Source organism: Pseudomonas sp. VEM90, from assembly GCF_054611535.1.
Map to the genome: position 1 here is coordinate 424,732 of NZ_JBTRAR010000001.1, position 27,000 is coordinate 451,731.

Consider the following 27,000-nt stretch of genomic DNA (forward strand, 5'->3'; position numbering starts at 1 on the left):
CCCCTCCCCCTACAACTCAAGCCCGCCGACATGCGCGGGCGTGGAGAGCTATTGCCATGACGAATCACAAGTACACGCCCGGCCCATGGGAAGTCCTGAACGAAACCGAGGTATTCACCGGCCTCGGCGCCGACAGTGGCGATGGCGTGAAGGCGCTTCCCTCTGACGGCTGGATGATCGCTGATTGCGGCGACTGCGTGACCTTCACCGAGATCGGACCTGCCGAACTCAGCCGGGATCTGCGCCGGGCCAACGCCAAGCTGATCGCCGCGGCGCCCCTGCTTTTGGCTGACCTGGCCGAGGCCGCTGCCCAGCTGCGCAAGTACGAAGCCCTGCACCGCGCCAAGGGCACCGCCGACAGCCTGGCAAAGGCCGAGGTCAACGCCGAACTGGCTTCGCGCTTCGAGCGGACCATCACTGCGGCCACGGCCTGACCACCAACCTGCCGCCACCGGCGGCGCGGAGCCATCCATGAACCTGATCGACTGCTACGTGACGAAGATCCTCGGCGAGCCGTACCGCAAGTTCGGACACTGGTGGGTTGAGGCAGAGTACGAATCGGAAGGCCGCCCAGGCAAAACCCAGCTCATGTTCCGCACCGAGGAAGCCGCCCGCGCGGCGAAGGTCGGGCACCACTTCACGGCCTGAGGAGGCCCACATGGCAAACGCCACTGCTGCAGTGCAGCCAGGCTTGCTGCCGAGAATCATCCGGGCCGGTGATGCGCCCGGATATCTCGGCATGTGCAGAGACGAATTCAAGAACACCGTCCGCCCATTCGTGCGCGAATTTCCGATTGGAAAGCAAGGCATTGGGTTTGATCGACTTGAGCTGGACGCCTGGGTCGACGCGTACATCGAGGCGATGGCCGTTGAAAAGGCCGCCGATCAAGACAACAATCGGCCTCGCAGCGAGAGTCTGGCCGTGACCTCCAAGGAGAATCCATGGCCAAAAAGGCAATCACAGGCCTCCAGAAAATGCCGAGCGGCATCTGGAAAATCGACAAAATCTACAGGGGAGAGCGAATTCAAGAGAGCACTGGCACTTGTGACCGGGAAGAGGCAGAGCAATACCTGATCCATTTATTGGAGAAGATGCGCCTGCGCAAAGTCTACGGTGTGCGCGAGATCAAGACGTTCAGCGCCGCAGCGGCCAAATACTTGGTCGAGCACAAGGATCAGCCCTCATTCAGGATCACTGCGCTGTACCTGAACCAGCTGGACGACTATATCGGCCACCTGCCGCTGACGCATATCGATGATGAGGCCCTGGCCCCGTTCATTCGCGACAGGAAGGCCGATGTAGTGCTGCCGGACGGGAAGGTGAAAAAAGGAGTGAGCAACAGGACAGTCAACATCGCAATCGAACGAGCGATCCGTGTTCTATCGCTGGCGTGCAGGAAATGGCGGGACGAGGAGCGCCGGCCGTGGCTGGACAGCGTGCCGCTGCTAACCAAGCTGGAAGAGAAGAAGGCGAGCCGAAAGCCCTACCCCATGTCATGGGAGGAGCAATCGGTTCTCTTCGGGGAATTGCCAGACCATTTGCAGCGGATGGCCCTGTTCAAGGTAAACACGGGCTGCCGTGAGCAGGAGGTCTGCAAACTGAGGTGGGATTGGGAGATCTCTGTGCCAGAGCTTGGCACCAGCGTGTTTCTCATACCGGCCGAGTTCGGCGGCAGGCATGAGAACTCTGGGGTCAAGAACCGGGACGAGCGTCTGGTAGTGCTGAACGATGTGGCCAGATCGATCATAGAGAAGCAGCGCGGGCTTTCACGGGAATGGGTGTTCCCCTACAACGGCACCGCGATGCACCGGATGAACGATTCGGCCTGGAAGAAAGCGCGGGTTCGCGCGGCAAAGCTCTGGCAGGAGCAGCATCTACGGCCGGCACACCCTGGGTTCGCTTCTATCAGGATTCACGACCTTAAGCATACCTTCGGCAGGCGCCTGAAGGCAGCCGGTGTTTCAGAAGAAGATCGCAAGTCGCTTCTGGGTCACAAGAACGGCAGCGTGACCAGTCACTACTCCGGCGCTGAGATCGGTCAACTGATCGAGGCAGCAAACAAGGTATCGGCCACAGATTCACGCGGACCTGTGCTGACAATACTGAAGAGGAGAATTGGGTGATGAAAAGGCGAAGTCACTCGAAAAGTCACTATGCCCAGAAACGAAAAAGCCACCCGGAGGTGGCTAAGTCGTTGAAATATATGGTCGGGACGGAGTGATTCGAACACTCGACCCCTTGCACCCCATGCAAGTGCGCTACCGGGCTGCGCTACGCCCCGACTGGGCTTTGAAGCATGTTCTCAATCTTGCCGAGAACGTTGAAGAATGTACCCTAACCCTCTGATAAATGAAAGCTTTTTCTCAAAAAATTTTCCATCCATCAGAAACCCGGCTTACTTCTTCAACACCACCAACACATCCTCCAATTCAACAATCATCTGCCGAATCAGCTGCTTGTACTGGCTGGATTCATCTTTAGCCTCATCACTAGAGAGCCTCAACCGCGCCCCGCCAATGGTGAACCCCTGATCATACAGCAGCGCACGAATCTGGCGGATCATCAGCACATCCTGGCGCTGGTAATACCGCCGGTTCCCCCGCCGCTTCACAGGGTTCAGCTGGTCGAACTCCTGCTCCCAATACCGCAGCACGTGTGGCTTTACGGCACACAACTCGCTTACTTCACCAATGGTGAAGTAGCGTTTGCCCGGTATGGGGGGCAGTTCGTCGTTATGGCTTGGTTCCAGCATAGGCCTCAACCCGGGCCTTCAACTTCTGCCCTGGACGAAAGGTGACGACGCGCCGTGCGGTGATCGGGATTTCTTCCCCTGTCTTGGGGTTACGGCCCGGCCGCTGGCGTTTGTCGCGAAGGTCGAAGTTGCCGAAACCGGACAGCTTGACCTGCTCGTTCTCTTCAAGTGCGTGCCGAATTTCTTCAAAAAACAGCTCGACCAGCTCCTTGGCCTCACGCTTGTTAAGCCCCAGCTCCTCGTACAGCCTTTCGGCCATCTCAGCTTTCGTCAGAGCACCCATGCCGTTATTTCCTTAACGTGGTGTTCAACCTTTGTTCGAGCGAGGTGAGGATATTTTGCAGGGTAGTGTTCACCTCATCGTCGTTAAGAGTGCGCGATGGATGCTGCCAGGTCAAGCCGACGGCAAGGCTTTTTCTATCAGGATCAATGCCTTTACCTTGGTACACATCAAACAGCCTGAGGTCTGTGAGCCATTCGCCTGCATTGTCACGAATTAATTCAAGCACCGCGCTAGAAGCCACATCACGTCCTGCGATCAAAGCCAGGTCACGACGGGTTTCCGGGAACTTGGACAGCTCGCTGAATTTCGGCAGGCGGCCTTCGACCACGTCGCCCAGCACCAGCTCGAACAGGAATACCGGGCGGTCCAGGCCCAGGGCCTTGGCCAGCTCTGGGTGGATGGCGCCGAGGTAGCCGACCAGTTTGCCGTCGCGCTCGATGGCAGCGGTCTGGCCTGGGTGCAGGGCTGGGTGTTTGCCGGCACTGAAGGTGAAGTCGCTCAGGGCGCCGGAGTAACCCAGCAAGGCTTCCACGTCGGCTTTAACGTCGAAGAAGTCGACACCGTCGCGGCCGTTGGCCCAGCCTTCTGGCAGGCGGCTGCCGGTGATGACGCCGGCAATCATTGGCTGCTGCTGCAAGTCACCCAGTTGGCCGACAAAGCGCAGGCCGCTTTCGAACAGGCGCACGCGGTCTTGCTGGCGGTTCAGGTTGTGCTGCAGTGCCTTGACCAGGCCCGGCCACAGCGAGGCGCGCATGGCGGCCATGTCGCTGGAGATGGGGTTGGCCAGCAGCAGCGGCTCTACGCCCGGGCTGAACAGTTCGAACAGTTTCGGGTCGATGAAGCTGTAGGTGATGGCTTCCTGGTAGCCGCGGGCAACCAGCAGGCGGCGCAGGGTCGGCAGGTCACCGCGGGTTTCCGGCTTACCCTGTGGGGCCAGGCGGGCTTGCGGGTAACGAACCGGCAGGTTGTTGTAGCCGTACAGGCGGGCCAGCTCTTCGATCAGGTCCACTTCCAGGCTGATGTCGAAGCGGTGGCTTGGTACGCTGACGGTCCACTGCCCTTCCCCGCTCTTGGTCGTGGTCAGCTCGAGGGCGTTGAGCAACTGCTCGACCTGGGCTGGGTCCATTTCCATGCCAAGCATCTGAGTGATGCGTTCGGCGCGCAGGGTGACCGGGGCTACTTGTGGCAGGTGCTGTTCGCTGACCGCTTCGACCACAGGGCCGGCTTCGCCGCCAACGATGTCCAGCAGCAACTGCGTGGCGCGCTCCATGGCTTCGCGGGCCAGTTGCGAGTCGACGCCGCGCTCGTAGCGGTGCGAGGCATCGGTGTGCAGGCCGTAGGAACGGGCTTTACCGGCGACGGAAATCGGCTCGAAGAAGGCGCTTTCCAGGAACAGGTCGCGGGTTTTTTCGGTGTTCACACCGCTGTGCTCGCCACCCATGACGCCGGCGATGGCCAAGGCGCGGGTGTGGTCGGCGATGACCAGGGTGTCGGCACGCAGGGCAACTTCCTGGCCGTCGAGCAGGACGAGCTTTTCGCCCTCTTCGGCCATGCGCACGCGGATGCCGCCGTTGATTTCTGCCAGGTCGAAGGCGTGCATCGGCTGGCCGAGTTCGAGCATCACGTAGTTGGTGATGTCGACGGCGGCGTCGATGCTGCGAACGTCGCTGCGGCGCAGGCGCTCCACCATCCACAGTGGGGTTGGTTTGCTCAGGTCGACGTTACGGATAACGCGGCCCAGGTAGCGCGGGCAGGCAGCCGGGGCGCTGACTTCGACCGGGCGCACTTCGTCATGGGCGGCCGCTACGGCTGGCACCACCGGGCGGGTGACCGGGGTGTCGTACAGGGCGCTGACGTCGCGGGCCAGGCCGGCGATGGACAGGCAGTCGCCGCGGTTCGGGGTCAGGCCGATTTCGATGCTGGCATCATCCAGGCTCAGGTACGTGCGAATGTCTTCGCCAACCGGAGCGTCGGCAGCCAGCTCCAGCAGGCCGTCGTTTTCTTCGCTGATCTGCAGTTCGGCAGCCGAGCACAGCATGCCGAAGGACTCGACACCGCGCAGCTTGGCCTTCTTGATCTTGAAGTCGCCTGGCAGTTCGGCACCGATCATGGCGAACGGGATCTTGATGCCTGGGCGGGCGTTAGGGGCGCCGCACACAACCTGGAAGGTTTCCTGGCCGCTGCTTACCTGGCACACGCGCAGCTTGTCGGCGTCCGGGTGTTGCTCGGTGGCGAGAATTTCGCCCACGACGATGCCGCTGAACTGGCCGGCAGCGGGGGTAACGCTGTCAACTTCGAGGCCGGCCATGGACAGGCGGGCGACCAGTTCGTCACGGGAGACTTGCGGGTTGACCCAACCGCGCAGCCACTGTTCACTGAATTTCATGCTGTTCTCCTGAAAGTTGCGTCGATTGGGCCTAGCGGAATTGGGCTAGGAACCGCAGGTCGTTGTCGAAGAACAGACGCAAATCGTTGACGCCATAACGCAGCATGGCCAGGCGCTCGGCACCCATGCCGAAGGCGAAGCCCTGGAACTCTTCTGGGTCGATGCCGGACATGCGCAACACATTCGGGTGCACCATGCCGCAGCCCATCACTTCCAGCCAGCCGGTTTGCTTGCACACGCGGCAGCCGTTGCCGGAACACATCACGCACTGGATGTCGACTTCTGCAGACGGCTCGGTGAAGGGGAAGAACGATGGGCGGAAACGGACCGCCAGTTCTTTCTCGAAGAATACGCGCAGGAATTCTTCGATGGTGCCCTTGAGGTCGGCGAAGTTGATATCGCGATCGATCAGCAGGCCTTCGACCTGGTGGAACATCGGCGAGTGGGTGATATCCGAGTCGCAGCGGTATACGCGGCCCGGGCACACAATGCGGATGGGCGGCTGGGTGGACTCCATGGTCCGCACCTGCACCGGCGAGGTGTGGGTGCGCAGCAGCATGTTGGCATTGAAGTAGAAGGTGTCGTGCATCGCCCGCGCCGGGTGGTGGCCAGGGATGTTGAGCGCTTCGAAGTTGTGGTAGTCGTCTTCCACCTCTGGGCCTTCGGCAATGCCGTAGCCAATGTGGGTGAAGAACTGCTCGATGCGCTCGAGTGTACGGGTGATCGGGTGCAGGCCACCGGTGGCCTGGCCGCGGCCTGGCAGGGTGACGTCAATGCATTCGGCAGCCAGGCGAGCACTGAGCTCGGCTTCTTCAAAGGCAGCCTTGCGGGCATTGAGCACAACGGTGACGCGCTCTTTGGCGTCGTTGATCAGCGCGCCGACTTTCGGCCGCTCTTCGGCTGGCAGGTTGCCCAGGGTCTTCATCACCTGGGTCAGTTCGCCCTTCTTGCCGAGATAATTAACCCGGATCTGTTCCAGGGCGTTGATGTCTTCAGCGCGTTCCACGGCCTCTAGGGCTTGGGAGACCAGCGCATCCAGGTTTTCCATGTACAGACTCCAGATACGAAAATAGGGGAAGAGCTTTGAAGGCTCTTCCCCTATCGATGACGTTCAATGCCCGGCAGCGCTAGCACCGCCGGGTGATTGTCGCGGGTACTTAAGCCAGAACGGCTTTAGCTTTCTCGACAATCGCAGCAAACGCCGCTTTTTCGTTCACTGCCAGATCAGCCAGAACCTTACGGTCGATTTCGATCGAAGCCTTTTTCAGGCCAGCAATCAGACGGCTGTAGGACAGACCGTTGGTGCGGGCACCGGCGTTGATACGAGCGATCCACAGTGCGCGGAACTGACGCTTCTTCTGGCGACGGTCGCGGTAGGCGTATTGGCCTGCCTTGATGACCGCTTGCTTGGCTACACGGAATACGCGCGAACGTGCACCGTAGTAACCTTTAGCCAGTTTCAGAATTTTTTTGTGACGCTTACGAGCGATAACGCCGCGCTTAACACGAGCCATGAGTAACTTCCTCTATCTTAACCAGAATTAACGAACGCGCAGCATGCGCTCGACTTTTGCGACGTCGGACGGGTGCAGCAAGCTGGCACCGCGCAGTTGACGCTTACGCTTGGTCGACATTTTGGTCAGGATGTGGCTCTTGAAAGCGTGCTTGTGCTTGAAGCCCGAAGCTGTCTTCAGGAAGCGCTTCGCAGCACCGCTCTTGGTTTTCATTTTTGGCATGTTGGAACTCCGCATTCGATAAAATTACACATAATCATCAGGCCTGCCGTGCCCGGGAGATTACTTCTTTTTCTTGGGGGCGATGACCATCATAAGCTGGCGTCCTTCCATCTTCGGATGCTGCTCAACGGTGCCGTATTCGGCGAGGTCGGCTTCGACCCGCTTCAACAGCTCCATGCCCAGCTCCTGGTGGGCCATCTCACGACCACGGAATCTCAGAGAGATCTTGGCCTTGTCCCCATCGGTAAGGAAACGTACCAGGTTGCGTAGTTTTACCTGGTAATCCCCATCCTCCGTCCCTGGACGAAACTTGATTTCTTTGATCTGGATCTGCTTCTGGTTTTTCTTGGCTTCGTTAGCCTGCTTCTTCTTCTCGAAGAGGTGCTTGCCGTAGTCCATGACCTTGCAGACGGGCGGTACCGCGTCTGCAGAGATTTCTACCAGGTCCAGCTTCGCTTCATCAGCGATACGCAGCGCTTCATCAATCGAGACGATGCCAACCTGCTCGCCGTCTGCGCCAATTAACCGAACCTCGCGGGCCGAGATATTCTCGTTGATCGGGGCCTTCGGTACAGCACGCTTATCGTTTCTCATTTCACGCTTAATAGTCATTACTCCGATTCTTGGCGACCACGCCGGGAAACCGCTTGTGTCAGCAGCTCAGCGAATTGGGCGACGGGCATGGAGCCCAGGTCTGCACCTTCGCGAGTACGCACAGCGACGGTTTGCGTTTCGACTTCGCGGTCCCCTATAACCAAAAGGTACGGGACCTTGAGCAAAGTATGCTCGCGGATTTTAAAGCCGATCTTCTCATTTCTCAAGTCCGACTTGGCACGGAAACCGCTTCCGTTCAGAGATTTCTCAACCTCGAGGGCAAAATCGGCCTGTTTGTCGGTGATATTCATGATCACCGCCTGGGTTGGGGCCAGCCACGCCGGGAACACGCCAGCGTAGTGCTCGATCAGCATGCCGATGAAGCGCTCGAACGAACCGAGGATGGCGCGGTGCAGCATGACCGGGCGTACTCGGCTGTTATCTTCGGCAATATAGCTGGCATCCAGACGCTCTGGCAGGTTCGGGTCGTACTGCAGGGTACCGCACTGCCAGTTACGGCCGAGGCAGTCGCGCAGGGTGAACTCGATTTTCGGGCCGTAGAAGGCGCCCTCGCCAGGCTGGTATTCCCACTCAAGGCCGGATTCGTTCAGGGCGTCGGCCAGCGCGGTTTCAGCACGGTCCCACAACTCTTCGGAACCGACACGCTTGGCCGGGCGAGTGGACAGTTTCATGGCGATGTCGCTGAAACCGAAGTCCTTGTACACGTCCAGGGTCAGCTTGATGAAGTCGGCGGCTTCTTTCTTCACCTGATCTTCGGTGCAGAAAATGTGCGCATCGTCCTGTACGAAGCCACGCACGCGCATGATGCCGTGCAGTGCGCCGGACGGCTCGTTACGGTGGCAGGCACCGAACTCGGCCAGACGCAGCGGCAGGTCGCGGTAGCTTTTCAGGCCCTGGTTGAACACCTGCACGTGGCACGGGCAGTTCATCGGTTTTACCGCGTAGTCACGGCTTTCCGACGAAGTGGTGAACATGTTTTCGGCATAGTTGGACCAGTGGCCGGAACGCTCCCACAGGATGCGGTCGACAACCTGCGGGGTCTTGATTTCCTGGTAGCCGTTTTCGCGCTGCACGCCACGCATGTACTGCTCGAGTACCTGGTAGACGGTCCAGCCGTTGGCGTGCCAGAACACCATGCCCGGGGCTTCTTCCTGCAGGTGGAACAGGTCGAGTTGCTTGCCGATCTTGCGGTGATCGCGTTTTTCGGCTTCTTCGATGCGCTGGATGTACGCAGCCAGCTGCTTTTTGTCAGCCCAGGCCGTGCCGTACACGCGCTGCAGTTGCTCGTTCTTGGCATCGCCACGCCAGTAGGCGCCGGACAGCTTGGTCAGTTTGAATGCCTTGAGGAAGCGGGTGTTCGGAACATGCGGGCCACGGCACATGTCGACGTATTCTTCGTGGTAGTACAGACCCATGGCCTGTTCATCCGGCATATCTTCGACCAGACGCAGTTTGTAGTCTTCACCACGGGCCTTGAACACATCGATGACTTCGGCGCGCGGGGTCATTTTCTTGACCACGTCGTAGTCTTTTTCGATCAGCGCCATCATGCGCTTTTCGATGGCGGCCATGTCTTCTGGAGTGAAGGGGCGCTCGTAGGCGATGTCGTAATAGAAGCCTTCGTCAATGACCGGGCCGATCACCATCCTGGCGGTCGGGTACAGCTGCTTCACGGCGTGGCCAACCAAGTGGGCGCACGAGTGACGGATGATCTCCAGTCCCTCTTCATCTTTAGGGGTGATGATCTGCAGGGTGGCGTCGTTGCTGATCAGGTCACACGCATCGACCAGCTTGCCGTCGACCTTGCCGGCAACGGTGGCCTTGGCCAGGCCAGCGCCGATGGAAGCGGCTACTTCGGCTACGGATACGGCGTGATCGAACGAACGTTGACTGCCATCGGGAAGAGTAATAACGGGCATGGCGCCTCCTCTCCTAGTGGTGACCCCTACCAAAGGTCACGTGGGTTGGGATGAGCCAGTACAAGATCCGACCTGCCTTCCGGTAAAAGGAAGCCTGCCCCACAGTGGCAGAAGCCTTTCGGCTTGTCAGGGACGAACCAGAGTGACTGGAAAGAAAAAAGATAGCTGCAGCCGGCAACAGCGCGACCGCAAGCCGAGCATGCTAGCACGGGGGTTGCACCCCAGGCAGAAATATTTGGAAATTGCATCGCAGCGGTGAACTAACGCGGAAAAATACCGCTCAGACTTTGGGAAGCAACCTACTCTTGATGAGACCTTAACCCAAGGAGTAACTGGTGATGCGAGTTCCGTCTCTTCTGGCCCTGGCGGCCGCTGGCGCCCTGCTACTGCCCGTGGCCGCGAACGCCGGCAACTTCCCCCCCGGGAAGGAGGCCGGCTACATGACCCAGTGCACGCAAGTGGCCAGCGGCCAGGGCGTTGACGCTGCCACCGCGAAAAAGCACTGCGACTGCGGCGCGCAAGCCATCAAAAAGAACTTTACCGACGCCGAGATTGCCGACCTCGACAGCAAAGACGGCGTTGACGCCAAGCTGATGCAGAGGGCGCAGATGGTGGTAAAACAGGCCTGCGCACCGAAGAGCTGAAACCTTAAAGCCAGCGACGACCAGCCATTCTTTGAGCTGGATCAATATCCTGCGAAGGTAAAAGGCGCTAGATGCGCAGAATTAGACTATGATGTATCCCGTGCTCCGTAGCCTCGGCCGCATTGCACCAATGAAAAAACTAAATGTTCTGGAGATTCACCCATGTCCAATCGCCAACAAGGCACCGTCAAATGGTTCAATGATGAGAAAGGCTACGGCTTCATCACCCCAGCAGGCGGCGGCGACGACCTGTTCGTACACTTCAAAGCCATCGAATCTGACGGCTTCAAGAGCCTGAAAGAAGGCCAGACTGTTTCCTTCGTCGCCGAGCGCGGCCAGAAGGGCATGCAGGCTGCACAGGTTCGTCCGGAGTAATTCGGATAGCTGTAAAAAAACCCGCCCTTGTGGCGGGTTTTTTTATGGGCGATTGCATCATCTGAGTGGGGCGGGATTGCCTGCGAAACAGACTTTAGGGTGAATGGCACGGGCTTCGCCCGTGTTCGCGGGTGAACCCGCTCCTACAGGCGACTGCGCAGGCTTTTCACATTTTGCGCAAGGCAGTTGCCCCCGCGTGCATCAACCGCAGTTGGCGCGGGTTACCCTGCCTTGCTCATCCACATTCAGGTTCAGGCGCTCGGAGCGGTACTCCAGGGTCACTACGTCGTGCGGCTTGAGAATGCGCGCCATCTGCGAGCCGCTGGCCTTGCGTGCCTGCTCCAGCAATTCGGCACTGGCCTGTTTGCCAATGGCAAAGTCGGCACCACTGGCCTGGCAGCGGCCATCGTTGCCAGCTGGGGCGGCCGGCGCAGCCCCACCATCAGCGTTGCCACCAGTGCTGCAACCCGCCAGGACAGCAGCCACAGCCAAAGTTGCCAGGTAAGCACGGGTACGGAACATGAAGCCTCCTAAATCGGTCCGGGAACTGCCTGATCCGACAGCTCCGCTCATCATTTGTTGCAAAACCTGTCAAGTCTGCCTGAACTGTAGCAGGGAGGCGAAAAGCAATCGTGACCGGATTTTGCACAACGTGCTGTGTTTGCCATATGCTTAGCCCGCACGGTCACCGGCGCAAAGCCATGATTTGCTGCAAGAAGTGGAGCGCATCCCGCCTCCATCGAACACCAGGGTCAGGTGTTCTTCCTTCGTTCCGGGCCCCCAGCGAGAGCTTTTCATGAGCACCCACAGCATCGATGCCGATATCAAGGTCAAATGGGCCGAGGGCCAGAGCGCGTACAGCCCTGGCACTCCGGAAGAGTTGCTGTTGATCGCCATCGACCTGTTGGTGCGCGACAACGGTGCCGAGGCGGCACGCAGCTTCATCGACCAGGTGTTCGAGCGCTACGCGCCGCACGCAGCTATTCCAATCGCGCCAGGCGGGCACTGAGCAGGTCGAACAGCCCCTGGGCATCACCCTGCTCCACCCACAGCACATTCGCTGGCTGCTTGAGCACGCCGTACCAGTCCGCAATTGTCTGGCCGAAAGTGGGCCCTTCGCGGCTGTCGATGCTCATGTGGATGCGCCGGCCACTGAACAGCTCGGGCTTTAACAGGTAGGCGATGACACTGGCGTCATGCACAGAGCCACCGGGCATGCCGTACAGGTCCATGTCGTGGGTGATGTAGGCATTGAGGATGTCCACCACGCGCTTGCTGGCCTGGTTGTTCACGGCTGCCAGTTGCGTCAGGCGGGCGTTGCTGGTCAGCAGCTTGTGGGTGACGTCCAGAGGCAGGTAGGTCAGCTGCACGCCGCTGGCCAGCACCACTTCGGCGGCGTGCGGGTCGGCATAGAGGTTGAACTCCGCCACCGGGGTGATGTTGCCGCCGTTGAAATGCGCTCCCCCCATGACCACCACCTCTTTGATGCCTTTGACGATGCCTGGGCGCTGGATCAGCGCCAGGGCCAGGTTGGTCTGCGGGCCGAGCATGGCGACGGTGATGCTGTGCGGTTTGGCTGCGCCGAGGGTATCGACCAGGTATTGCACGGCATTGCCCTGGGCCAAGGGCGCTTTCGGCTCGTGCACCTGGACACCGGTGAGGCCTTCTTCGCCATGAACGTCGGCGGCGTAGATAGGCGTGCGCACCAATGGGCGGCCGGCACCGGCGTACACCGGGATGTCTTCGCGCCCGGCCCATTCGCGGGCCAGACGGGCATTGCGCGAGGTCTTGTCCAGGCGCACGTTGCCGGCCACGGTGGTGATGGCGCGGATATTGAGCTCTTTGGGCGAAGCCATGGCCAGAAACAGCGCAACCACATCGTCGGCGCCGGGATCGGTGTCAATGATCAGGTCGATGGGTGCGGCCTGGAGGGTCGAGGCTGTGGCCATGAAGACGATTCCTTGTAGCAGGGACTTGAGCATGGGTGGCACTCCTGTTGCCTATGAATCATTCGTTTGCCCCCCGGTGTCTTTTGTGGAAACGGCTAAAAGGTGACGCCGGAGATGAGTGCAATGTTGCTGTAGGGCTGGCACTCGCCTGTACGCACCACCGCACGGGCACTGCGCGAAAGCACTTTGAAATCCTCATGGGCCAGCCATTCGCGCTTGCCCAGCTTGCCCTTCAATCGCTCGATTTCGACCAGCGCGGGTGGCACCACTTTTTGCATTTCTTCAGCCAGCACGTGCCGCTCAACCTGCAATTCGCTCAGCACCACTCGCAGCACGCTGGCGAAGTCCGGCAGGCCAGGCGTAATGGCCAGGTCGATAAATTCCACCCCCGGCGGCACCGGCAGCCCGGCATCGCCGATCACCAGGATATCGCCATGCCCCATGCCGGCAATGACCCGCGACAGGGCAACGTTCAACAGTGGGGTTTTCTTCATGGCGTCAGCTCCGCCAGGTAGGGAATCGACGGTTGGGCACCGGCACGGGTAACCGACAATGCTGCGGCACGCTGACCAAAGATGATCGCCTCACCCTCCTCCAACCCACGTACCAGGCCGGCAGCAAAGCCACCAATGAAGGTATCGCCGGCAGCGGTAGTGTCCAGCGGTTGCACGTGCGGCGCAGGATAGTGCTGATGGCCTTGGGCGGTAACCAGCAAGGCACCTTGCGCACCCAAGGTAATGATCACTTTGCCTGCCCCCAGCTGCAGCAAGCACTCGCCGGCGCGCCGGGCACTGTCCTGATCGGTCACCGCCACACCGGTCAAGGCTTCGGCCTCGCTTTCGTTAGGGGTAAGGTAATCGATATGCGCAAACCAGTCCGCTGGCAAGGGGCCGGTAGCAGGCGCCGGGTTCAGGATGACCTGCTTGCCCAGTTCACGCGCCCTGGCCAGCGTGCAAGCCACAGTGTCAGTCGGCACTTCCAGTTGGCAGATGACCACCTCGGCGGCCTGCAGCAGCGCATCGAAGCGCAGCACCGACTGCGGCGTCAGCAGGCCGTTGGCGCCGGGAATGATGACAATACAGTTCTGGCTGGCAGCATCCACCGTGATCAGCGCCACACCGCTGGACACACCTGGGCAGGTGCTGACGCCCTGACAGTCGATCCCCTCGACATACAAGGCCCGGTGCAGTTGCCGACCGTAATCATCATCCCCAACATTGCCGATCATCGCCACGCTGCCGCCCAGCCGCGCAGCCGCCACGGCCTGGTTGGCACCCTTGCCGCCCGGTACCGTGAAAAAGCTATCGCCGGGGAGTGTTTCGCCGGCCCGAGGCAGGCGCTGGGCGCGAGCCACCAAGTCCATATTGAGGCTGCCGACCACCACAACCTTGGCATTCATGACGTTTCCTTAGCGTTAGCGGTAATCATTGAACAGGTCCGGGCGCGGCCCGGTGGACTCACGCAAGACGATACGCGGGGCGACAATGCGCTGCTCCGCTGCGCCTTGCCGGGGCGTAGCGATACGCGTCAGCAGCAACGAGGCAGCGCTTTCGCCCAGCTCGCGGATCGACTGGCCCACCGTGGTCAGTGGCGGGTACACGTAGCGGCTGAGCTCGATGTCGTCGAAGCCGATCACCGACAGCGCGCCGGGTACGCTGATATTGCGTTCGGCTGCAGCCCGCAGCACACCAAAGCCGATCATGTCGTTGCCGGCAAAAATCGCCGAGGGCCGCTTGCCTTCCAGCACCTGCGCCGCCGCCGCATGGCCACCCGGGCTGGTGAAGTCGCAGTGCAGTACACGGCTGCCCGGCACAGGCGCCCCGGCTTCGGCCATGGCACGGCGGAAGCCGCTCAGGCGCAGCTGGGTAACCCCGGTTTCGGCGGGACCGCCGATATAGGCGACGTCGCGATGGCCAAGTTCCAGCAAATGCCGGGTGGCCAGGTATGCCCCCTGCTCGTGGTCAATACGCACCAGGTCGGCATCGACGCCTTCCAGCTCACGGTCGACGATGACCATTGGCGTGCGCACACTGGCCAGGCTTTGCAGCAGGTCGTCGTCCTGGCCCACCGAGGCCACTACCAGCCCGTCGATGCGCTTTTCCAGCAGCACGCGCAGGTAGCTGCGCTGCTTCTGCGGGTTGTCGTCGGAATTGCACAGAATCACGCAATAGCCGTTGCGCTCGCAGGCGTCTTCGATACCCCGCGCCAGCTCGGCAAAGTACGGGTTGACGCTGTTGGGCACCAACAGCCCGATGGTGGCCGTGCTGCGCGCCTTCAGCGAGCGCGCCACCGCACTGGGCACGTAATCCAGTTCGATGATGGCGGCTTCCACTTTCAGCCGCACCTGCTCGCTGACCGGACGGGTCTTGTTGAGTACATGGGACACAGTGGTATAAGAAATACCCGCCAGTGCCGCGACGTCTTTGATGGTTGCCATGTTGTCAGTTCCGCCGGCCCGCGCGCCGGCTACGGTAAGTGTCGAGCACCACGGCGATGACGATCACCGCCCCGGTGATGATACGTTTGGTCGGCTCGCTGGCGCCGATCTGCGCCAGCCCGGCGGCCAATACGGAAATGATCAGTACGCCAAAGAAGGTGCTGATGACCGAGCCACGCCCACCCATCAGGCTGGTGCCGCCGATCACGACGGCGGCAATGACCTGCAGCTCCAGGCCAGAGCCGGCATTGGGGTCGGCCGCTTCCAGCCGCGAGATCTGGAACAGCGCGGCCAGGCCGGCGAGCAGGCCCATCAGGGCGAACACCAGCACTTTGTAGGGGCGCGGATCGATACCGGCCAGGCGCACGGCCTCTTCGTTGGTGCCGATACCGATCAGGTAACGACCGAATACCGTGCGCGTCAGGACCAACTGGGCGAGCACGATCACCAACAAGGCGATGATGAACGCTGGCGAAACACCAAAGGCGACCGGGTTGGAGAACCAGGCATAGGCATCGCCGATATAGGCGGTGCGCGAGTCGGTGAACTGGTAGGCCAGGCCACGGGCCATCTCCAGCACACCAAGCGAAACGATGAACGACGGGATGCGCCAGGCCACGGTGACGCTACCGGTAATGCTGCCGGCCAGCGCGGCCACGGCCATGCCCAGCAGCGCCGAGGGCAGCACGCCCCAGCCCCAGCCGAGTATCGCCACGCTCACCGTCGAGGCGGCCAGCGCCAGCACCGAACCCACCGACAGGTCGATGCCGCCGATGATCAGCACGAAGGTCATGCCCACCGCCAGCACCATCAGGTCCGGGATCTGGTTGGCCAGCGTGCTGAAGGTGCCATACGACCAGAAGTGGCTGCTGAGGAACGAGAACAGCACAATCATCGCCAGCAAGGCGCCAGCCAGGCCCAGGTAGGTGCCCAGGCCAAAGTACGTACCGCTGCGGCGCACGGGGGCGGCGCCCGGGTTGTTTAGCGGGGTGGTTTTCATGCATCCATCCTGGGGGCTGCATCATGCAGCAGCGCGTCACGTTTCTGATAACCGGCGAAGGCGGCGGCAAGCAACTGGTCCTGGCTCCAATGATCACGCGCGAAGGTGTCGATCAGGCGGCCGGCGGACAGCACGGCGATGCGGTCGCAAATCAGCATCAGTTCGCGCAGGTCACTGGACACCACCACCAAGGCCTTGCCTTGACGCGCCAGCTCGGCCAACAGGCCATAGATGTCGAACTTGGCGCCCACATCGATGCCACGCGTGGGTTCGTCGAACAGCAGCACCTGGCAATCGCGCTCCAGCCAGCGGCCAATCACCACCTTCTGCTGGTTACCGCCAGACAGCTCACCCACCACTTGCTGCGCGCCAGCACTGCGAATGCGCATGGCCTGGATCTGGCGTTCGGCCAAGGCCTTTTCCGCCTCGCCATCGAGCACGCCGGCCCGCGATACCGCGCCCAGGTTGCCCAACGCAATGTTGGCGCTGATCGACTGCGTCAACAGCAGGCCCTCGCCCTTGCGGTCTTCGGTTATCAGCGCGATACCGGCCCGCACTGCAGCCTTGGGCGAGTCGATGTTTACCGCCTGCGGCGGCTGGCCCAGCGCGATACCGCCGCTGTCGGCGCGATCGGCACCGTAGATCAGGCGCAGCAGCTCGGTACGGCCGGCGCCGATCAGGCCGGAGATGCCAAAAATCTCCCCTGCCCTGACTTCGAACGACACCTCGCGCACTTTGTCGCCGCGGCACAACTTGTCGACCTTGAGCAGCGGTGCCCCCATCTGCCGTCGGCCCAGGTCAATATGCTCGCCCAGCTCGCGGCCGACCATCAGGTTCACCAGCTCGGCGCTGCTGTAGCGCTGGATCGGCTCGTCGCACACCAGCTTGCCATCGCGCAGTACAACGATGCGTTGGGCCACACGCTGCAACTCTTCCAGGCGATGCGAGATATAGACGATGGCCACGCCGCGGGCGCGCAGACGCTCGATCTGGGTGAACAGCAACGCCACCTCGCGCGCAGTGAGCATGGCAGTGGGCTCGTCCAGGATCAGCACATGGCAGTCACCGATCAGGTTGCGGGCAATCTCGACCATCTGCTGATGGCCGATGCCCAGCTCGCCGACCGGGGTGTCCGGGTCGATGGCGTCGAGCCCGACCCGGGCCATGGCGGCCATTGCCAGTTGGCGCAGGCGCTTGTGGCTGATCCAGCCGAAACGGCTGGGCAGGTTGTCGAGAAACAGGTTTTCCGCCACGGTCAGCGTCGGCAGCAGGTTCAACTCCTGCATGACCATGCGCACCCCAAGGCGTTCGGCCTCGCCGCGACTGCCGGGCGCGTAGGCCTGGCCGCGGTAGGTCATGTGCCCGGTGGTGGGCACCTCCAGGCCACTGATGAGCTTGGACAACGTGCTCTTGCCAGCGCCGTTCTCGCCGGTCAGGGCCAGCACTTCACCGGCGCGCAGGTTCAGGCTGACCTCGCCGAGCACGGGCTGGGCATAGGTCTTGCCCAGGCCGCTGGCGGCAAGCACCACTTCATTGGCCGATGCAGGCATGGCCGATTCTCCTGGCGGCATCAGGGCTTCTTGGTGATGAGTTCGACCGGGGTCTGGATGACATTGTCGGCATCCACATCAGGTTTTTCGCCCTTGACCATTTTCAGCGCCGCCTGAATGCCGTACACCGCCTGCTGGCTGGCGGCCTGGTCGAGGGTGGCAAGCACGCGACCGTCTGCAAGCATTGGCTTGATGGCATTGATGTTGTCATAGCCCACCACTTGCACCTGGCCTGTCTTGCCAGCGGCACGCACGGCGGACACAGCGCCCAGCGCCATGCTGTCGTTGCCAGCCAGCAAGGCCTTCAGGTCGGGGTATTCGTTGAGCATGGAGGCAGCGACGGCGTTGCCTTTGTCGATCTCCCAATTGCCGCTTTGTACCGAGACGATGTTCATCTGCGCGGCATTCATGGCGTCCTTGAAGCCGGCGGTGCGCTGCTGGGCATTGGTGGTGGTCGGCACCCCTTCGATAATACCCACCTGGTCGCCGGCCTTGAGTTTCTGGCTGGCCAGGTAATCGCCAACCAGACGCGCGCCCTTGCGGTTGTCGGGGCCGACGAAGGGAACGCTGATGCCTTTGCTCTTGAGCAGATCAGGGTCAAGACGATTGTCGATATTGATCACCACCACGCCCTGGTCCATGGCCTTCTTCACCGCCGACACAAGTGCCTTCGAGTCAGCCGGCGCAATGACCAGGGCCTTGGCGCCGGCATTGACCATCTGCTCGACGATGCGGATCTGCTCGCCAGTGTCGGTTTCGTTCTTGATGCCGTTGGCGATCAGGTCGAACTCGTCGGCGTGGGTTTTCTGGTAATCCTTGGCGCCGTCTTCCATGGTGCGGAAGAACTCGTTGGCCAGCGACTTCATGACAAGGGCGACCTTGGGCTTGTCTTCGGCGTGAGCAGCAGACAATGGCAAGACGAGGCTAAGCGAGGAAATGACAGCGAAGGCCAGCAGACGACCGGGGAACGGCAGCTTCATGGACGATGACTCCGAATCTTGTGTTTTTTATCGGATCGCAAACGTTTGCGTTGACCAACTATGGTAACAGGACCGTTGTTTGTCAAATCCGTTTGGCTATCGGAGGCCAGAGTGCTGCTGGGACCGATTATGCAGATTTTCCGAAAAACCGAACACCTTTACCTTTTTTTGTTCGGAATTGCGAATGCAGCCCCCCTTTTTTCAGGTGCGGTCTCGCGTCACGAATGCGTCGCGCGGCGCCCCCGACCCGGTGCAACACCGCGCATTGCCGGGGCTGCTACACAGCCCATTGCAACGCACGGCCGTCCCAACCCTGGCGCACGTGGCGCCTTGGTACGAAAAATGCCTGTAGCCCCGCGCGACTCAATAACTAACTCACTAGGAAGCGAGAACAATAACGATGAATGCCGCACTGAAAACCTTCGCCCCCAGCGCACTCGCCCTGCTGCTGATCCTGCCAACCAGTGCCTCGGCCAAAGAAGCCGAAACCCAACAGAAGCTGGCCAACGTGGTCATCCTCGCCACCGGCGGCACCATTGCCGGCGCCGGCGCCAGCGCTGCCAACAGCGCCACTTACCAGGCTGCCAAGCTGGGCGTCGACAAGCTCATCGCCGGCGTGCCGGAACTGGCCGACATCGCCAACGTACGCGGCGAACAAGTCATGCAGATCGCCTCCGAGAGCATCAGCAATGACGACCTGCTGAAACTGGGCAAGCGCGTCGCCGAGCTGGCCGAAAGCAAGGACGTCGACGGTATCGTCATCACCCACGGCACCGACACTCTCGAAGAAACCGCCTACTTCCTCAACCTGGTAGAGAAGACCGACAAGCCAATCGTGGTGGTCGGCTCGATGCGCCCGGGCACCGCCATGTCCGCCGACGGCATGCTCAACCTGTACAACGCCGTGGCCGTAGCCAGCGACAAGCAGTCGCGCGGCAAGGGCGTGCTGGTGACCATGAACGACGAGATCCAGTCCGGCCGCGACGTGAGCAAGACGGTCAACATCAAGACTGAAGCCTTCAAGAGCACCTGGGGCCCGATGGGCATGGTAGTGGAAGGCAAATCGTACTGGTTCCGCCTGCCGGCCAAGCGCCATACGGTCAATTCCGAGTTCGACATCAAGCAGATCAGCAGCCTGCCACAGGTGGACATTGCCTATGGCTATGGCAACGTCACCGACACCGCCTACAAGGCCCTGGCACAGAACGGCGCCAAGGCGCTGATCCATGCCGGTACCGGCAACGGTTCGGTATCGTCGCGAGTTGTCCCGGCGCTGCAGGAACTGCGCAAGAACGGCGTGCAGATCATCCGCTCGTCGCATGTCAACCAGGGTGGTTTCGTACTGCGTAACGCCGAACAGCCGGATGACAAGAACGACTGGGTCGTGGCTCACGACCTGAACCCGCAGAAGGCGCGGATCCTGGCGATGGTGGCAATGACCAAGACCCAGGACAGCAAGGAGCTGCAGCGCATCTTCTGGGAGTACTGAGTGCTCCTCCCTCAGAGCCGGCTCTCCGGCTCTGAGGGCCTCACTGCCCTCTCCTGAACCGCACAGATACTGAGGGTACAAACCGGCGACATCGCTTACCTTTCTGACCGGCCTCATGGTTTACAGGCCAACCCTGGATTTCTCCTGACAAGCAGTTGCGAAATTACTTACAGTGAAATACTGTACGTGCATACAGCAAAAACAAGGGAATTCCTGTGTCCAGCACCGCCTCCGCCACCCCGAGCAGCTATGAACAGCTGGGTGTACGCATCCAGAAGATCATCAACAGCCCAACCGCCCAGCGCAGCCGCGCGGCGCTGATCTTCCGCCTGGAACAGGAAAGCCCGGATGACTGGGAAACTCTGCTTCAGGAGATCGCCGAGAACGACAACGTCACCCTCGCCCACCGCGACGATGGCGGCGTGCAGATTTTCTGGACCGTACCAAAGGAAGACTGACTGCGCATGAGAGTTTCGCTTTTCGCAGCCGCTTGCCTGTTACTGACCACGCCACTTGCCCAGGCCGACGCCCCGCGTACCTTCCAGGAGGCCAAGAAGGTCGCCTGGAAGCTCTATGCACCGCAATCGACCGAGTTCTATTGCGGGTGCAAATACAAGGGCAACAAGGTCGACTTGGCGTCCTGCGGCTATACCCCGCGCAAGAATGCCCGGCGCGCCTCGCGCATCGAATGGGAACACATCGTACCCGCCTGGCAGATCGGCCATCAGCGCCAATGCTGGCAGAGTGGCGGGCGCAAGCAGTGCTCGCAGCATGACGAAGTGTACCAGCGCGCCGAAGCCGACCTGCACAACCTGGTGCCAAGCATCGGTGAGGTCAACGGCGACCGCAGCAACTTCAGTTTCGGCTGGCTGCCGGAGCAACGCGGCCAGTATGGCCGCTGCCTGACCCAGGTCGATTTCAAGGCCAGGAAAGTGATGCCGCGCCCATCGATCCGCGGCATGATCGCCCGCACCTACTTCTACATGAGCAAGCAGTACAACCTGCGCCTGTCCAAACAGGACCGCCAGCTGTTCGAAGCCTGGAACAAGACCTACCCGCCGCAAGCCTGGGAGCGGCAACGCAACCAACAGGTCGCCTGCGTGATGGGGCGGGGAAACGCGTTCGTAGGGCCGGTCAACCTCAAAGCGTGCGGTTGATCCTCAGGCCAGCGCTTGTAAATAGGCGCTGGCCTCCCGGTAACGGGCCAGCCGCGCCAGGTCGGCGGGGCCCGGGCAGGGGATGCGCGAGAGGTCACTGTTGTCGGCCAGATCGGCCAGCTTGACGGTGCGCGCCAACGGGTCATCACCCAGGCGCACCACGAAATCCTGGTAAGGCTCGCCCTCGCGGCGGCTAAGCGCCAGCAACGCGGCCAGGATTTTCAGCGCGAAGCCCTCGCGCGCCAGGTCAGACAGGGTCAGCGGGGTGTCTTCGATCACATCGTGAAGCACCGCCACAATCCGCTGTTCAGGTGTGGTAACCCGCATCATCACGCGTAACGGGTGGAGGATATAAGCCGCCCCACCCTTATCGTATTGCCCTTCATGCGCCCTGGCGGCCACGGCAATGGCACGCTCCAGTGTAGACATGAGGCCCTCCCCGTTTGGCCGCTACCCACCCAAGCATAGCCAAACTTGTGTGAACGGCGCCTGACACAAGCCTTTGCTGCGCCGCCTCCGCCCAGGCTTAGACTCTGCAGGAAAAGCCTTGATACTTGTTCATGCTGCGTTGAAAACAGACCCTAGCGTGATGCGCCGTGCTGGATGACCACCGAATCGGTACCCAGCTTGGCCATCACTTCGTCCCTGCGCGCTTGCGCCTCTTCGCGGGTGGGGAACGGCCCCAGCAGCACCACTGGCTTGCCGTCGCGGTACTCCACCGAAGACGGGATGCCCTTTTCGATCAGGCGCGCCGTCATGTCGCTGAGGGCACCCATGTTGGCGCCCTGCACCACTTCCACATCCCAACCCTGGGGCGCCGGCTGGTCTGCCAGGGCCTCGGCACGCCGCTGCAGGTCGGCACCGCCGCAAAGCTCGCGGATACGCAGGTTATTGCCGGTATCGTCAACGATGATGTCGTACTGGCCGTCGCGCTTGATCGCCACATAACTGCGGTAGGCTTCGTACTGCCCGGCATCGTCCTTGCCGCGGACCTGACCGCAGATGGTGCCCTGGGTGTCGATCCGCACGTTGCCGAACTTGGCGGTCTTGGGGTTGTTCAGGTGTTCGGCCACCTGCTTGTGCACGCCTTCGACCTCGTTCTCACAGCCCGCCAGGGCGAGCACTGCCATTACCACAGCCAGTTTGCGCACGCGTGTACCTCCAGATTCGAAGGGGCGGATTCTAGCACGCCGGGGTATGCCCGAACCGCGACCAAACGTTACACGCTGCTTCGGGCGCAAATGCAAAAAGGGCGATCATTTCTGATCGCCCTTTTTCGATTTGGTAGGCACAATTGGACTCGAACCAACGACCCCCACCATGTCAAGGTGGTGCTCTAACCAACTGAGCTATGTGCCTGTCGTGTGGTGCGCATATTAGTGATCCGATACGCACCTGTAAAGCTTTTTTTTGAGAAAAATCAAAAACTTTCGCATGCAAGCGCTTCGTGCCCATACCGCGGTTTTCGACACACATGGCAATGGACAATGAAAAAAGGGGTGACCCTTTCGGATCACCCCTTTTTCGATTTGGTAGGCACAATTGGACTCGAACCAACGACCCCCACCATGTCAAGGTGGATGTTACATACCTGGTAACCGATTGATTTACATAGGAATATCGGGATTGCTGACTCCATGAAAAATGGCCAATATGGCCCATTACAATCAAGAACTTAGCGTAGGGTTTTGCAAATCGACTCGGCGTAAAAAATATGCTCCATGTCGACCGCGCCACAAAAACGAGGCTCTCCATTTTGTGGCGCAGGTTTCCACGAAACCATCGTGAAGGTGCTGGACGCCGATCGTTAACTGACACGCCGAAATCGCTGTAGGCGCTGCGCCGCCAGCGCTTGGACCTAACCGCCGCAACCCCAGCACCTTCGTCGGACATCCCGTGTGAACAATTGCCGCCGGCTGGCTCTCGCGCCAAACTGGGTGTGATTTCTACGCGAGCAGACATGCCCGTGAGGTGACGATTATGGATCCTGAAATTATCCATATCCCTGAAATGGCCATGCTACTCGGCCGTTCCGAATCCGCGATACGTAGCGCCTTACAGGCGCAGGCAGCATGGCTACCTCCATCTTTCAAGCAGGGGCATCGGACCTGCTGGAGGCTTGAGTCCGTCAGGACGTTTCTCAAGGAGTGGGAACAAACTGGCGGAAAGCAATCGAAGCCTGGGCGCAAGCGGAAACCACCTCCCACGCTTATCAGGGTGAGGTAGCCAATTGGGGGCCGGAGGTCTGTATGATTTCAGCAGCGACTGATCGCTTCATGCGGATTGATGAGGTGATATCCGCGACGGGGCTGGGAAGGAACACCATATACACCCGAATGCGCGAAGGTACCTTCCCACGACAGGTTCACTTGGGGCCGAAATCCGTCGCCTGGCTCCAGTCGAGCATTTCGGAATGGATGACATCCGTCGTGGATAGCGCTTCGTCGGCCAACAAGGGCCATCTATGAAAGCAGCGATATGATGGATTCGGTCGCTGCGGGAATCATCATGATCACGGCCGGCGCTTCGCTGCACGAATGTCAAAGGCCCCGCAGCGACCCTGATTACATCCCTTTCTGGGCCTCTGCCCGGCGGGCATCAATATACTCTGCCAAGTCAGCCACGTGCACACCCCGAGATGACTTCTGACTGCGCTCCATGGCTATAAGCGGCAAGCGAATTTCACCGCAGGCAATCTTGATCTTCATTTTTGTCGGGCTGAGATGAGGAAAGTAGTCAGCGCATACACGCCCCAGTGGTATGACGGCAAGACCATCGTACTGAGCCATTAGGATGAATGCAGTTTTCATACCTTCTTCCTTTTCTTGGGCGCGACAAGCTCAAGAGTCTCTTTAAAAGTGAGACCTTGATAAGTTGACGATTCACGGGGCTGGCGTGCCGACGATTCCGCTACGAACCTTGGCTTGTTCCCAATCGAGTGCTTGGCCACGTAGGCATCAACCCAATCGTCGAGCTCGTAGCGATCAAAGCCGACGCCTTGAACGCCGATACGGAACTCTCTGACATAAGGTCGTACCGTCTTGTTGAATTCGTCCTTACACATGCCTAGGTAGCTAGGAGCTGCCCGGCATCTCAGGATACGCGGGAGGATCTGATGTTCCTTGGCCATCGCCGTCCACTCGTCAGCAGATCTGGAGCACTAGTTTTATCGGGGATGGACGAACGGGGCTAGAGCATTCTGTCGGCAGGACCACCCAGGCAAAAAGCCAGATTAATGCAGTGGTGGCAAATCCTTGCCTCTGGCCTTGGCGATGACGCGGAGCTGGTAATCGGACACGACCTGGAACAGCGACTCAGCCAGCAGACGCAGGCGCTCGATCTCCTCCGCCGGCGCGCCGCGATCCTGGGCCTGGTGATACTCCCGCAGGGCGTCGACAGCCTGCTGAATCAGCGGCTCGCCGGCCTCAACCATCCCTATGAAGGTGCGCTTGTCCACTTCCCTGCCCCGATCAATTGATCAGGGCATTATAGGACGCCTCGCATAGATCACCTGCTATTCGGGCTTGGTCATAAGCTTTCGCCAGTTCTCCCGCTCGAGCATCAGCCCGTGAGAGCAGGTCGGAGAGCACCAGGGCGGCGCGGGTGGCTGCCTGGCCTCGGGCGACAGCGGCGGTATCCGGGCCGGGGCAACTGACGGCGGCAGCGAGATGGGAGGCTTCACTGCGCAGCCGCTGGCCAGCAACATCGGCGTCAGCAGCGCCAGCATCAGCAATCGTTCGTTCTTCCTGAGCATAGGCTCTCGCTTCCTCCTGCGCCTGGGCGCGACGTTGTTCTTCCTTCCGGGCGCCTCGCTCGCCGATCACCTCGGCAAGCCGGTCGCCGCTGTCTCGCTGCGCTGACGCCTGCCCGGCGTTCGCTCGCTCAACCGAGCGGCCGTGCTGGTAAGCGGCCCAATGGGATGCCAGCAGCACGGCAACTGCCAGTACGGCCCAGCCCTTCATGCCAAGGCCCTCCGGATGCCTTCGTCGATCACCTCGGCCTTGTAGGGATTGCCGCCGTTCTCGTGGGCGATGATGCTGACCACTGCCTCCCGCAGCACTTGCGGCTTGGAGATGTCGATGGAGTCGCGGACGCCTACGCCCAGTCGCTTAGCAATGGCCTGCGCGTACGCCAGGGTGTTGTTCTCGCTGGATGGGGCCCAGCGGCTGATGAACTCCAGTGGGGTGTCGATGCCAGGGCGGCCCACGCCTGGCATGCCGTCTTTGCCCCGATAGTTGAGCAGCAGCTTGGCCAAGGCGCGGATTCCGTTCTCTGCTTGGTCAAAGCGGGCGAAGCGCGGGTTGGCCACGCCAACCTCCAAGCCAAGCTGGCCCTGCCACGCGTTACGGGGGTTAAAATCGATGTTGCCCGGGTTGTTATTGCGAACGCCGCGCGGTGTGGACATGGTTTCTCCAGACGAAAGAAAGCCCGCGCATGGCGGGCGGCATGAATTTCAGGCACAAAAAAACCGCTCAAGGCGGTCGTGTGAACTGATCAGGCTTAGACGGTGATCCCGCGTCTCGCGGCGTAGGCCCGCAGGTCAGCTACGGTGGTCTGGATTTCCGTCTCGGTGAGGGCAACGCTATGCCCTTGGAACACAGCAACGTCACATGCCCCAAGAAGGTTGGTCTGACCGCTACCGATCCTGATCTTGCCAGTCGCCAGCCGTCGCGGCAGCGATGCCGAGGTCGTTTGGGTCAGCCCGCTGGTGAGGTCGCGCATCACAACAGCCGTAGGGGTAACCTGGATCATGTACAGGCCCCACAGGTTCGCCACCGCCGGTTTGGTCACGCCAGCCAGGACGTTGGTGTTGGTTCCGGCGTCCGAGCCATAACCTGCAGTTGCGGTGATGCGGTTCAGTGCCGAGAGGTAGATGCTCACACCGTAGGCGGCGCCGCCATCACCAGCCTGACCCTGATAGTTGCCCAGGAACATGGGCCGATCGGCCGCAACCGATCCATCGGCCGCCGTTCTGGCGATGACGAACATGGTCATGGACTCGGATTCGGCCATGGCAGTTTCGATGAGATTCACCGTGCCCTTGCAGCTCAAGTAAGCCGCTTGAGGTACCGGCGCTCCCACCACTTTGCTCTGCCCCTTGCCCGGAGCGAAATTTCGACCAGCCTTGGTTAGGCTAGTATTCAAGAAATGCACCGCTTCAAGCCCGCGACGAACTGGAGCGGCGTATTCAGTTGCCACGCTCTCGGCATCAACGCCCTTTGCAACTAATCGGACACCCATTGTTAACTCCTTAAAACCCAGTACTACGGTTGAACTCGAACATCACACAGGCGTTGTGCAATGCGAACGTGTTGCCAAGCGGGGACTGAACCTGGTCGTACAGGCCGTGTGTGTCCCGCAGGTTGCCCCGGGCACCGGTGGCTGGGCCGGATGCCTTTGGATCGGTAGGTCGGCCTCGCCCGTAGCTCAATGTGCTGTCCGGGGCAGCGGCGCGCGAAAGCGAGATGCGAACAGTATCGAAAGCCGTAACGCTGACCGAGCTGATGAGATCGGTGACCAGGCTACCGTTCTCGCGAATGTCGAAGCCGAAGTTCGCCGTCAACGCGGCCAGAGCGTTATCCAGGACCAGCTCCCCACGAGGAACATGGAACTTGATGTCGATAGCCTGGGATTTCCAATCGACACTAACAGGCTCCAACGGCCGCCACTTTCCAGAGCGGCGAACCATCGTTTCGTACATGGCGCGCGATCGATACTCGCCAAGCA

The 27,000-nt window shown here is 60.7% G+C and carries 36 protein-coding genes and 3 tRNA genes; 11 read left to right on the forward strand and 28 right to left on the reverse strand.

Annotated features, from left to right (window positions below):
* Positions 1-56: 56 nt before the first annotated feature.
* From ACYCCG_RS02170 to ACYCCG_RS02185, 4 genes are read left to right on the forward strand one after another with little or no spacing between them, the layout of a single operon-like run.
* Positions 57-434: a hypothetical protein gene (locus ACYCCG_RS02170; RefSeq protein WP_459669302.1), complete on the forward strand. Its 378-nt coding sequence runs from the start codon at positions 57-59 to the stop codon at positions 432-434.
* 37 nt (positions 435-471) lie between these two features.
* Positions 472-648, forward strand: coding sequence for a hypothetical protein (locus ACYCCG_RS02175; protein WP_177337093.1), 177 nt, complete (start codon positions 472-474; stop codon positions 646-648).
* Positions 649-658: 10 nt separating this feature from the next.
* Positions 659-1,075, forward strand: a complete 417-nt coding sequence (locus tag ACYCCG_RS02180; protein ID WP_459669303.1) for a hypothetical protein — start codon at positions 659-661, stop codon at positions 1,073-1,075.
* Positions 976-2,124, forward strand: coding sequence for a tyrosine-type recombinase/integrase (locus tag ACYCCG_RS02185; RefSeq protein ID WP_230685727.1), 1,149 nt, complete (start codon positions 976-978; stop codon positions 2,122-2,124). The genes ACYCCG_RS02180 and ACYCCG_RS02185 overlap by 100 nt, the downstream gene beginning before the upstream one ends.
* 81 nt (positions 2,125-2,205) lie before the next feature.
* Here the strand turns inward: ACYCCG_RS02185 and ACYCCG_RS02190 are convergent.
* The 9 genes from ACYCCG_RS02190 to thrS form a co-directional block, all read right to left on the reverse strand.
* Positions 2,206-2,282 (reverse strand) — tRNA-Pro (locus ACYCCG_RS02190).
* 114 nt (positions 2,283-2,396) lie between these two features.
* A complete protein-coding gene (locus ACYCCG_RS02195) occupies positions 2,397-2,753 on the reverse strand; it encodes a MerR family transcriptional regulator (protein ID WP_003250681.1) in 357 nt (118 codons plus the stop codon).
* The gene (gene ihfA / locus ACYCCG_RS02200) at positions 2,734-3,036 is read right to left on the reverse strand and encodes an integration host factor subunit alpha (protein WP_003250679.1); all 303 of its coding nucleotides are present in this window, start codon (positions 3,034-3,036) and stop codon (positions 2,734-2,736) included. The genes ACYCCG_RS02195 and ihfA overlap by 20 nt, the downstream gene beginning before the upstream one ends.
* A gap of 4 nt (positions 3,037-3,040) precedes the next feature.
* Complete coding sequence (pheT, locus tag ACYCCG_RS02205) at positions 3,041-5,422, reverse strand: phenylalanine--tRNA ligase subunit beta (protein WP_004574323.1); 2,382 nt, start codon at positions 5,420-5,422, stop codon at positions 3,041-3,043.
* 31 nt (positions 5,423-5,453) lie between these two features.
* The gene (pheS, locus tag ACYCCG_RS02210) at positions 5,454-6,470 is read right to left on the reverse strand and encodes a phenylalanine--tRNA ligase subunit alpha (RefSeq protein ID WP_003250674.1); all 1,017 of its coding nucleotides are present in this window, start codon (positions 6,468-6,470) and stop codon (positions 5,454-5,456) included.
* Between the two features lie 109 nt (positions 6,471-6,579).
* Positions 6,580-6,936, reverse strand: a complete 357-nt coding sequence (gene rplT / locus ACYCCG_RS02215; protein ID WP_003250671.1) for a 50S ribosomal protein L20 — start codon at positions 6,934-6,936, stop codon at positions 6,580-6,582.
* A gap of 27 nt (positions 6,937-6,963) precedes the next feature.
* A complete protein-coding gene (gene rpmI / locus ACYCCG_RS02220) occupies positions 6,964-7,158 on the reverse strand; it encodes a 50S ribosomal protein L35 (protein WP_003250667.1) in 195 nt (64 codons plus the stop codon).
* Positions 7,159-7,218: 60 nt separating this feature from the next.
* Positions 7,219-7,770: a translation initiation factor IF-3 gene (infC, locus tag ACYCCG_RS02225; RefSeq protein ID WP_012052879.1), complete on the reverse strand. Its 552-nt coding sequence runs from the start codon at positions 7,768-7,770 to the stop codon at positions 7,219-7,221.
* A complete protein-coding gene (gene thrS / locus ACYCCG_RS02230) occupies positions 7,770-9,692 on the reverse strand; it encodes a threonine--tRNA ligase (RefSeq protein WP_459669304.1) in 1,923 nt (640 codons plus the stop codon). The genes infC and thrS overlap by 1 nt, the downstream gene beginning before the upstream one ends.
* A 338-nt stretch (positions 9,693-10,030) precedes the next feature.
* Between thrS and ACYCCG_RS02235 the strand changes: the two genes are divergently transcribed.
* The gene (locus ACYCCG_RS02235) at positions 10,031-10,336 is read left to right on the forward strand and encodes a hypothetical protein (RefSeq protein ID WP_176683836.1); all 306 of its coding nucleotides are present in this window, start codon (positions 10,031-10,033) and stop codon (positions 10,334-10,336) included.
* A gap of 162 nt (positions 10,337-10,498) precedes the next feature.
* On the forward strand, positions 10,499-10,711 hold the full coding sequence (locus ACYCCG_RS02240) for a cold-shock protein (RefSeq protein ID WP_003250656.1): 213 nt from the start codon (positions 10,499-10,501) through the stop codon (positions 10,709-10,711).
* 201 nt (positions 10,712-10,912) lie between these two features.
* Here the strand turns inward: ACYCCG_RS02240 and ACYCCG_RS02245 are convergent, their stop codons facing one another.
* Positions 10,913-11,233 carry an I78 family peptidase inhibitor gene (locus ACYCCG_RS02245; protein WP_459669305.1) on the reverse strand — a complete coding sequence of 107 codons (321 nt, stop codon included), beginning with the start codon at positions 11,231-11,233 and terminating at the stop codon, positions 10,913-10,915.
* A gap of 274 nt (positions 11,234-11,507) precedes the next feature.
* Here ACYCCG_RS02245 and ACYCCG_RS02250 point away from each other — a divergent pair, with 274 nt between their 5' ends.
* Complete coding sequence (locus tag ACYCCG_RS02250) at positions 11,508-11,720, forward strand: hypothetical protein (RefSeq protein WP_021782772.1); 213 nt, start codon at positions 11,508-11,510, stop codon at positions 11,718-11,720.
* On the opposite strand, the gene ACYCCG_RS02255 is transcribed toward ACYCCG_RS02250, so the two are convergent.
* The 7 genes from ACYCCG_RS02255 to ACYCCG_RS02285 form a co-directional block, all read right to left on the reverse strand.
* Positions 11,692-12,693 carry a nucleoside hydrolase gene (locus tag ACYCCG_RS02255; RefSeq protein WP_459669308.1) on the reverse strand — a complete coding sequence of 334 codons (1,002 nt, stop codon included), beginning with the start codon at positions 12,691-12,693 and terminating at the stop codon, positions 11,692-11,694. The two genes, ACYCCG_RS02250 and ACYCCG_RS02255, sit on opposite strands and share 29 nt — an antisense overlap.
* Positions 12,694-12,755: 62 nt before the next feature.
* Positions 12,756-13,154, reverse strand: a complete 399-nt coding sequence (gene rbsD, locus ACYCCG_RS02260) for a D-ribose pyranase (RefSeq protein WP_021782774.1) — start codon at positions 13,152-13,154, stop codon at positions 12,756-12,758.
* The gene (gene rbsK / locus ACYCCG_RS02265) at positions 13,151-14,059 is read right to left on the reverse strand and encodes a ribokinase (RefSeq protein ID WP_209965033.1); all 909 of its coding nucleotides are present in this window, start codon (positions 14,057-14,059) and stop codon (positions 13,151-13,153) included. Before rbsK ends, rbsD begins: the two co-directional genes overlap by 4 nt.
* 15 nt (positions 14,060-14,074) lie before the next feature.
* Positions 14,075-15,097 carry a LacI family DNA-binding transcriptional regulator gene (locus ACYCCG_RS02270; RefSeq protein WP_209965031.1) on the reverse strand — a complete coding sequence of 341 codons (1,023 nt, stop codon included), beginning with the start codon at positions 15,095-15,097 and terminating at the stop codon, positions 14,075-14,077.
* Positions 15,098-15,101: 4 nt separating this feature from the next.
* Positions 15,102-16,097: an ABC transporter permease gene (locus ACYCCG_RS02275; protein ID WP_176683841.1), complete on the reverse strand. Its 996-nt coding sequence runs from the start codon at positions 16,095-16,097 to the stop codon at positions 15,102-15,104.
* A complete protein-coding gene (locus ACYCCG_RS02280) occupies positions 16,094-17,647 on the reverse strand; it encodes a sugar ABC transporter ATP-binding protein (RefSeq protein ID WP_339535284.1) in 1,554 nt (517 codons plus the stop codon). The genes ACYCCG_RS02275 and ACYCCG_RS02280 overlap by 4 nt, the downstream gene beginning before the upstream one ends.
* 20 nt (positions 17,648-17,667) lie before the next feature.
* Positions 17,668-18,627: a sugar ABC transporter substrate-binding protein gene (locus ACYCCG_RS02285; protein ID WP_176683843.1), complete on the reverse strand. Its 960-nt coding sequence runs from the start codon at positions 18,625-18,627 to the stop codon at positions 17,668-17,670.
* Between the two features lie 400 nt (positions 18,628-19,027).
* Between ACYCCG_RS02285 and ACYCCG_RS02290 the strand changes: the two genes are divergently transcribed.
* The 3 genes from ACYCCG_RS02290 (at position 19,028) to ACYCCG_RS02300 (ending at position 21,273) form a co-directional block, all read left to right on the forward strand.
* Positions 19,028-20,116, forward strand: coding sequence for an asparaginase (locus tag ACYCCG_RS02290; RefSeq protein WP_339442857.1), 1,089 nt, complete (start codon positions 19,028-19,030; stop codon positions 20,114-20,116).
* 215 nt (positions 20,117-20,331) lie between these two features.
* Positions 20,332-20,574 (forward strand): DUF1654 domain-containing protein, encoded by a 243-nt coding sequence (locus ACYCCG_RS02295; RefSeq protein WP_004574330.1) that lies wholly within the window; start codon positions 20,332-20,334, stop codon positions 20,572-20,574.
* Between the two features lie 6 nt (positions 20,575-20,580).
* On the forward strand, positions 20,581-21,273 hold the full coding sequence (locus ACYCCG_RS02300; protein WP_339535281.1) for an endonuclease I family protein: 693 nt from the start codon (positions 20,581-20,583) through the stop codon (positions 21,271-21,273).
* 3 nt (positions 21,274-21,276) lie between these two features.
* Here ACYCCG_RS02300 and ACYCCG_RS02305 read toward each other — a convergent pair whose 3' ends face one another.
* From ACYCCG_RS02305 to ACYCCG_RS02320, 4 genes are all read right to left on the reverse strand, one after another.
* Positions 21,277-21,702, reverse strand: coding sequence for a GTP pyrophosphokinase (locus ACYCCG_RS02305; protein ID WP_209965023.1), 426 nt, complete (start codon positions 21,700-21,702; stop codon positions 21,277-21,279).
* A gap of 152 nt (positions 21,703-21,854) precedes the next feature.
* The gene (locus ACYCCG_RS02310) at positions 21,855-22,424 is read right to left on the reverse strand and encodes an SPOR domain-containing protein (RefSeq protein WP_176683847.1); all 570 of its coding nucleotides are present in this window, start codon (positions 22,422-22,424) and stop codon (positions 21,855-21,857) included.
* Between the two features lie 131 nt (positions 22,425-22,555).
* Positions 22,556-22,632: transfer RNA gene (locus tag ACYCCG_RS02315), tRNA-Val, on the reverse strand.
* Positions 22,633-22,803: 171 nt separating this feature from the next.
* Positions 22,804-22,866, reverse strand: a tRNA-OTHER gene (locus ACYCCG_RS02320).
* A gap of 683 nt (positions 22,867-23,549) precedes the next feature.
* Between ACYCCG_RS02320 and ACYCCG_RS02325 the strand changes: the two genes are divergently transcribed.
* Positions 23,550-23,741, forward strand: coding sequence for an AlpA family phage regulatory protein (locus tag ACYCCG_RS02325; RefSeq protein ID WP_459669321.1), 192 nt, complete (start codon positions 23,550-23,552; stop codon positions 23,739-23,741).
* Positions 23,742-23,837: 96 nt separating this feature from the next.
* On the opposite strand, the gene ACYCCG_RS02330 is transcribed toward ACYCCG_RS02325, so the two are convergent.
* The 7 genes from ACYCCG_RS02330 to ACYCCG_RS02360 all read right to left on the reverse strand — a co-directional run.
* Positions 23,838-24,083 carry a pyocin activator PrtN family protein gene (locus ACYCCG_RS02330; protein WP_101196078.1) on the reverse strand — a complete coding sequence of 82 codons (246 nt, stop codon included), beginning with the start codon at positions 24,081-24,083 and terminating at the stop codon, positions 23,838-23,840.
* Entirely contained in the window at positions 24,080-24,403 is a 324-nt protein-coding gene (locus ACYCCG_RS02335; protein ID WP_392514109.1) for a hypothetical protein, read from the reverse strand. Before ACYCCG_RS02335 ends, ACYCCG_RS02330 begins: the two co-directional genes overlap by 4 nt.
* A 102-nt stretch (positions 24,404-24,505) precedes the next feature.
* Positions 24,506-24,730, reverse strand: coding sequence for a hypothetical protein (locus ACYCCG_RS02340; RefSeq protein ID WP_274297644.1), 225 nt, complete (start codon positions 24,728-24,730; stop codon positions 24,506-24,508).
* Positions 24,731-24,743: 13 nt separating this feature from the next.
* Complete coding sequence (locus ACYCCG_RS02345) at positions 24,744-25,235, reverse strand: DUF2514 domain-containing protein (RefSeq protein WP_459669313.1); 492 nt, start codon at positions 25,233-25,235, stop codon at positions 24,744-24,746.
* Positions 25,232-25,678 carry a structural protein P5 gene (locus ACYCCG_RS02350; protein WP_459669315.1) on the reverse strand — a complete coding sequence of 149 codons (447 nt, stop codon included), beginning with the start codon at positions 25,676-25,678 and terminating at the stop codon, positions 25,232-25,234. Before ACYCCG_RS02350 ends, ACYCCG_RS02345 begins: the two co-directional genes overlap by 4 nt.
* 95 nt (positions 25,679-25,773) lie before the next feature.
* Entirely contained in the window at positions 25,774-26,514 is a 741-nt protein-coding gene (locus ACYCCG_RS02355) for a hypothetical protein (RefSeq protein WP_392529141.1), read from the reverse strand.
* A 10-nt stretch (positions 26,515-26,524) separates the two neighbouring features.
* The coding region (locus ACYCCG_RS02360; protein ID WP_459669316.1) for a hypothetical protein at positions 26,525-27,000 on the reverse strand (476 nt) is incomplete at its 5' end.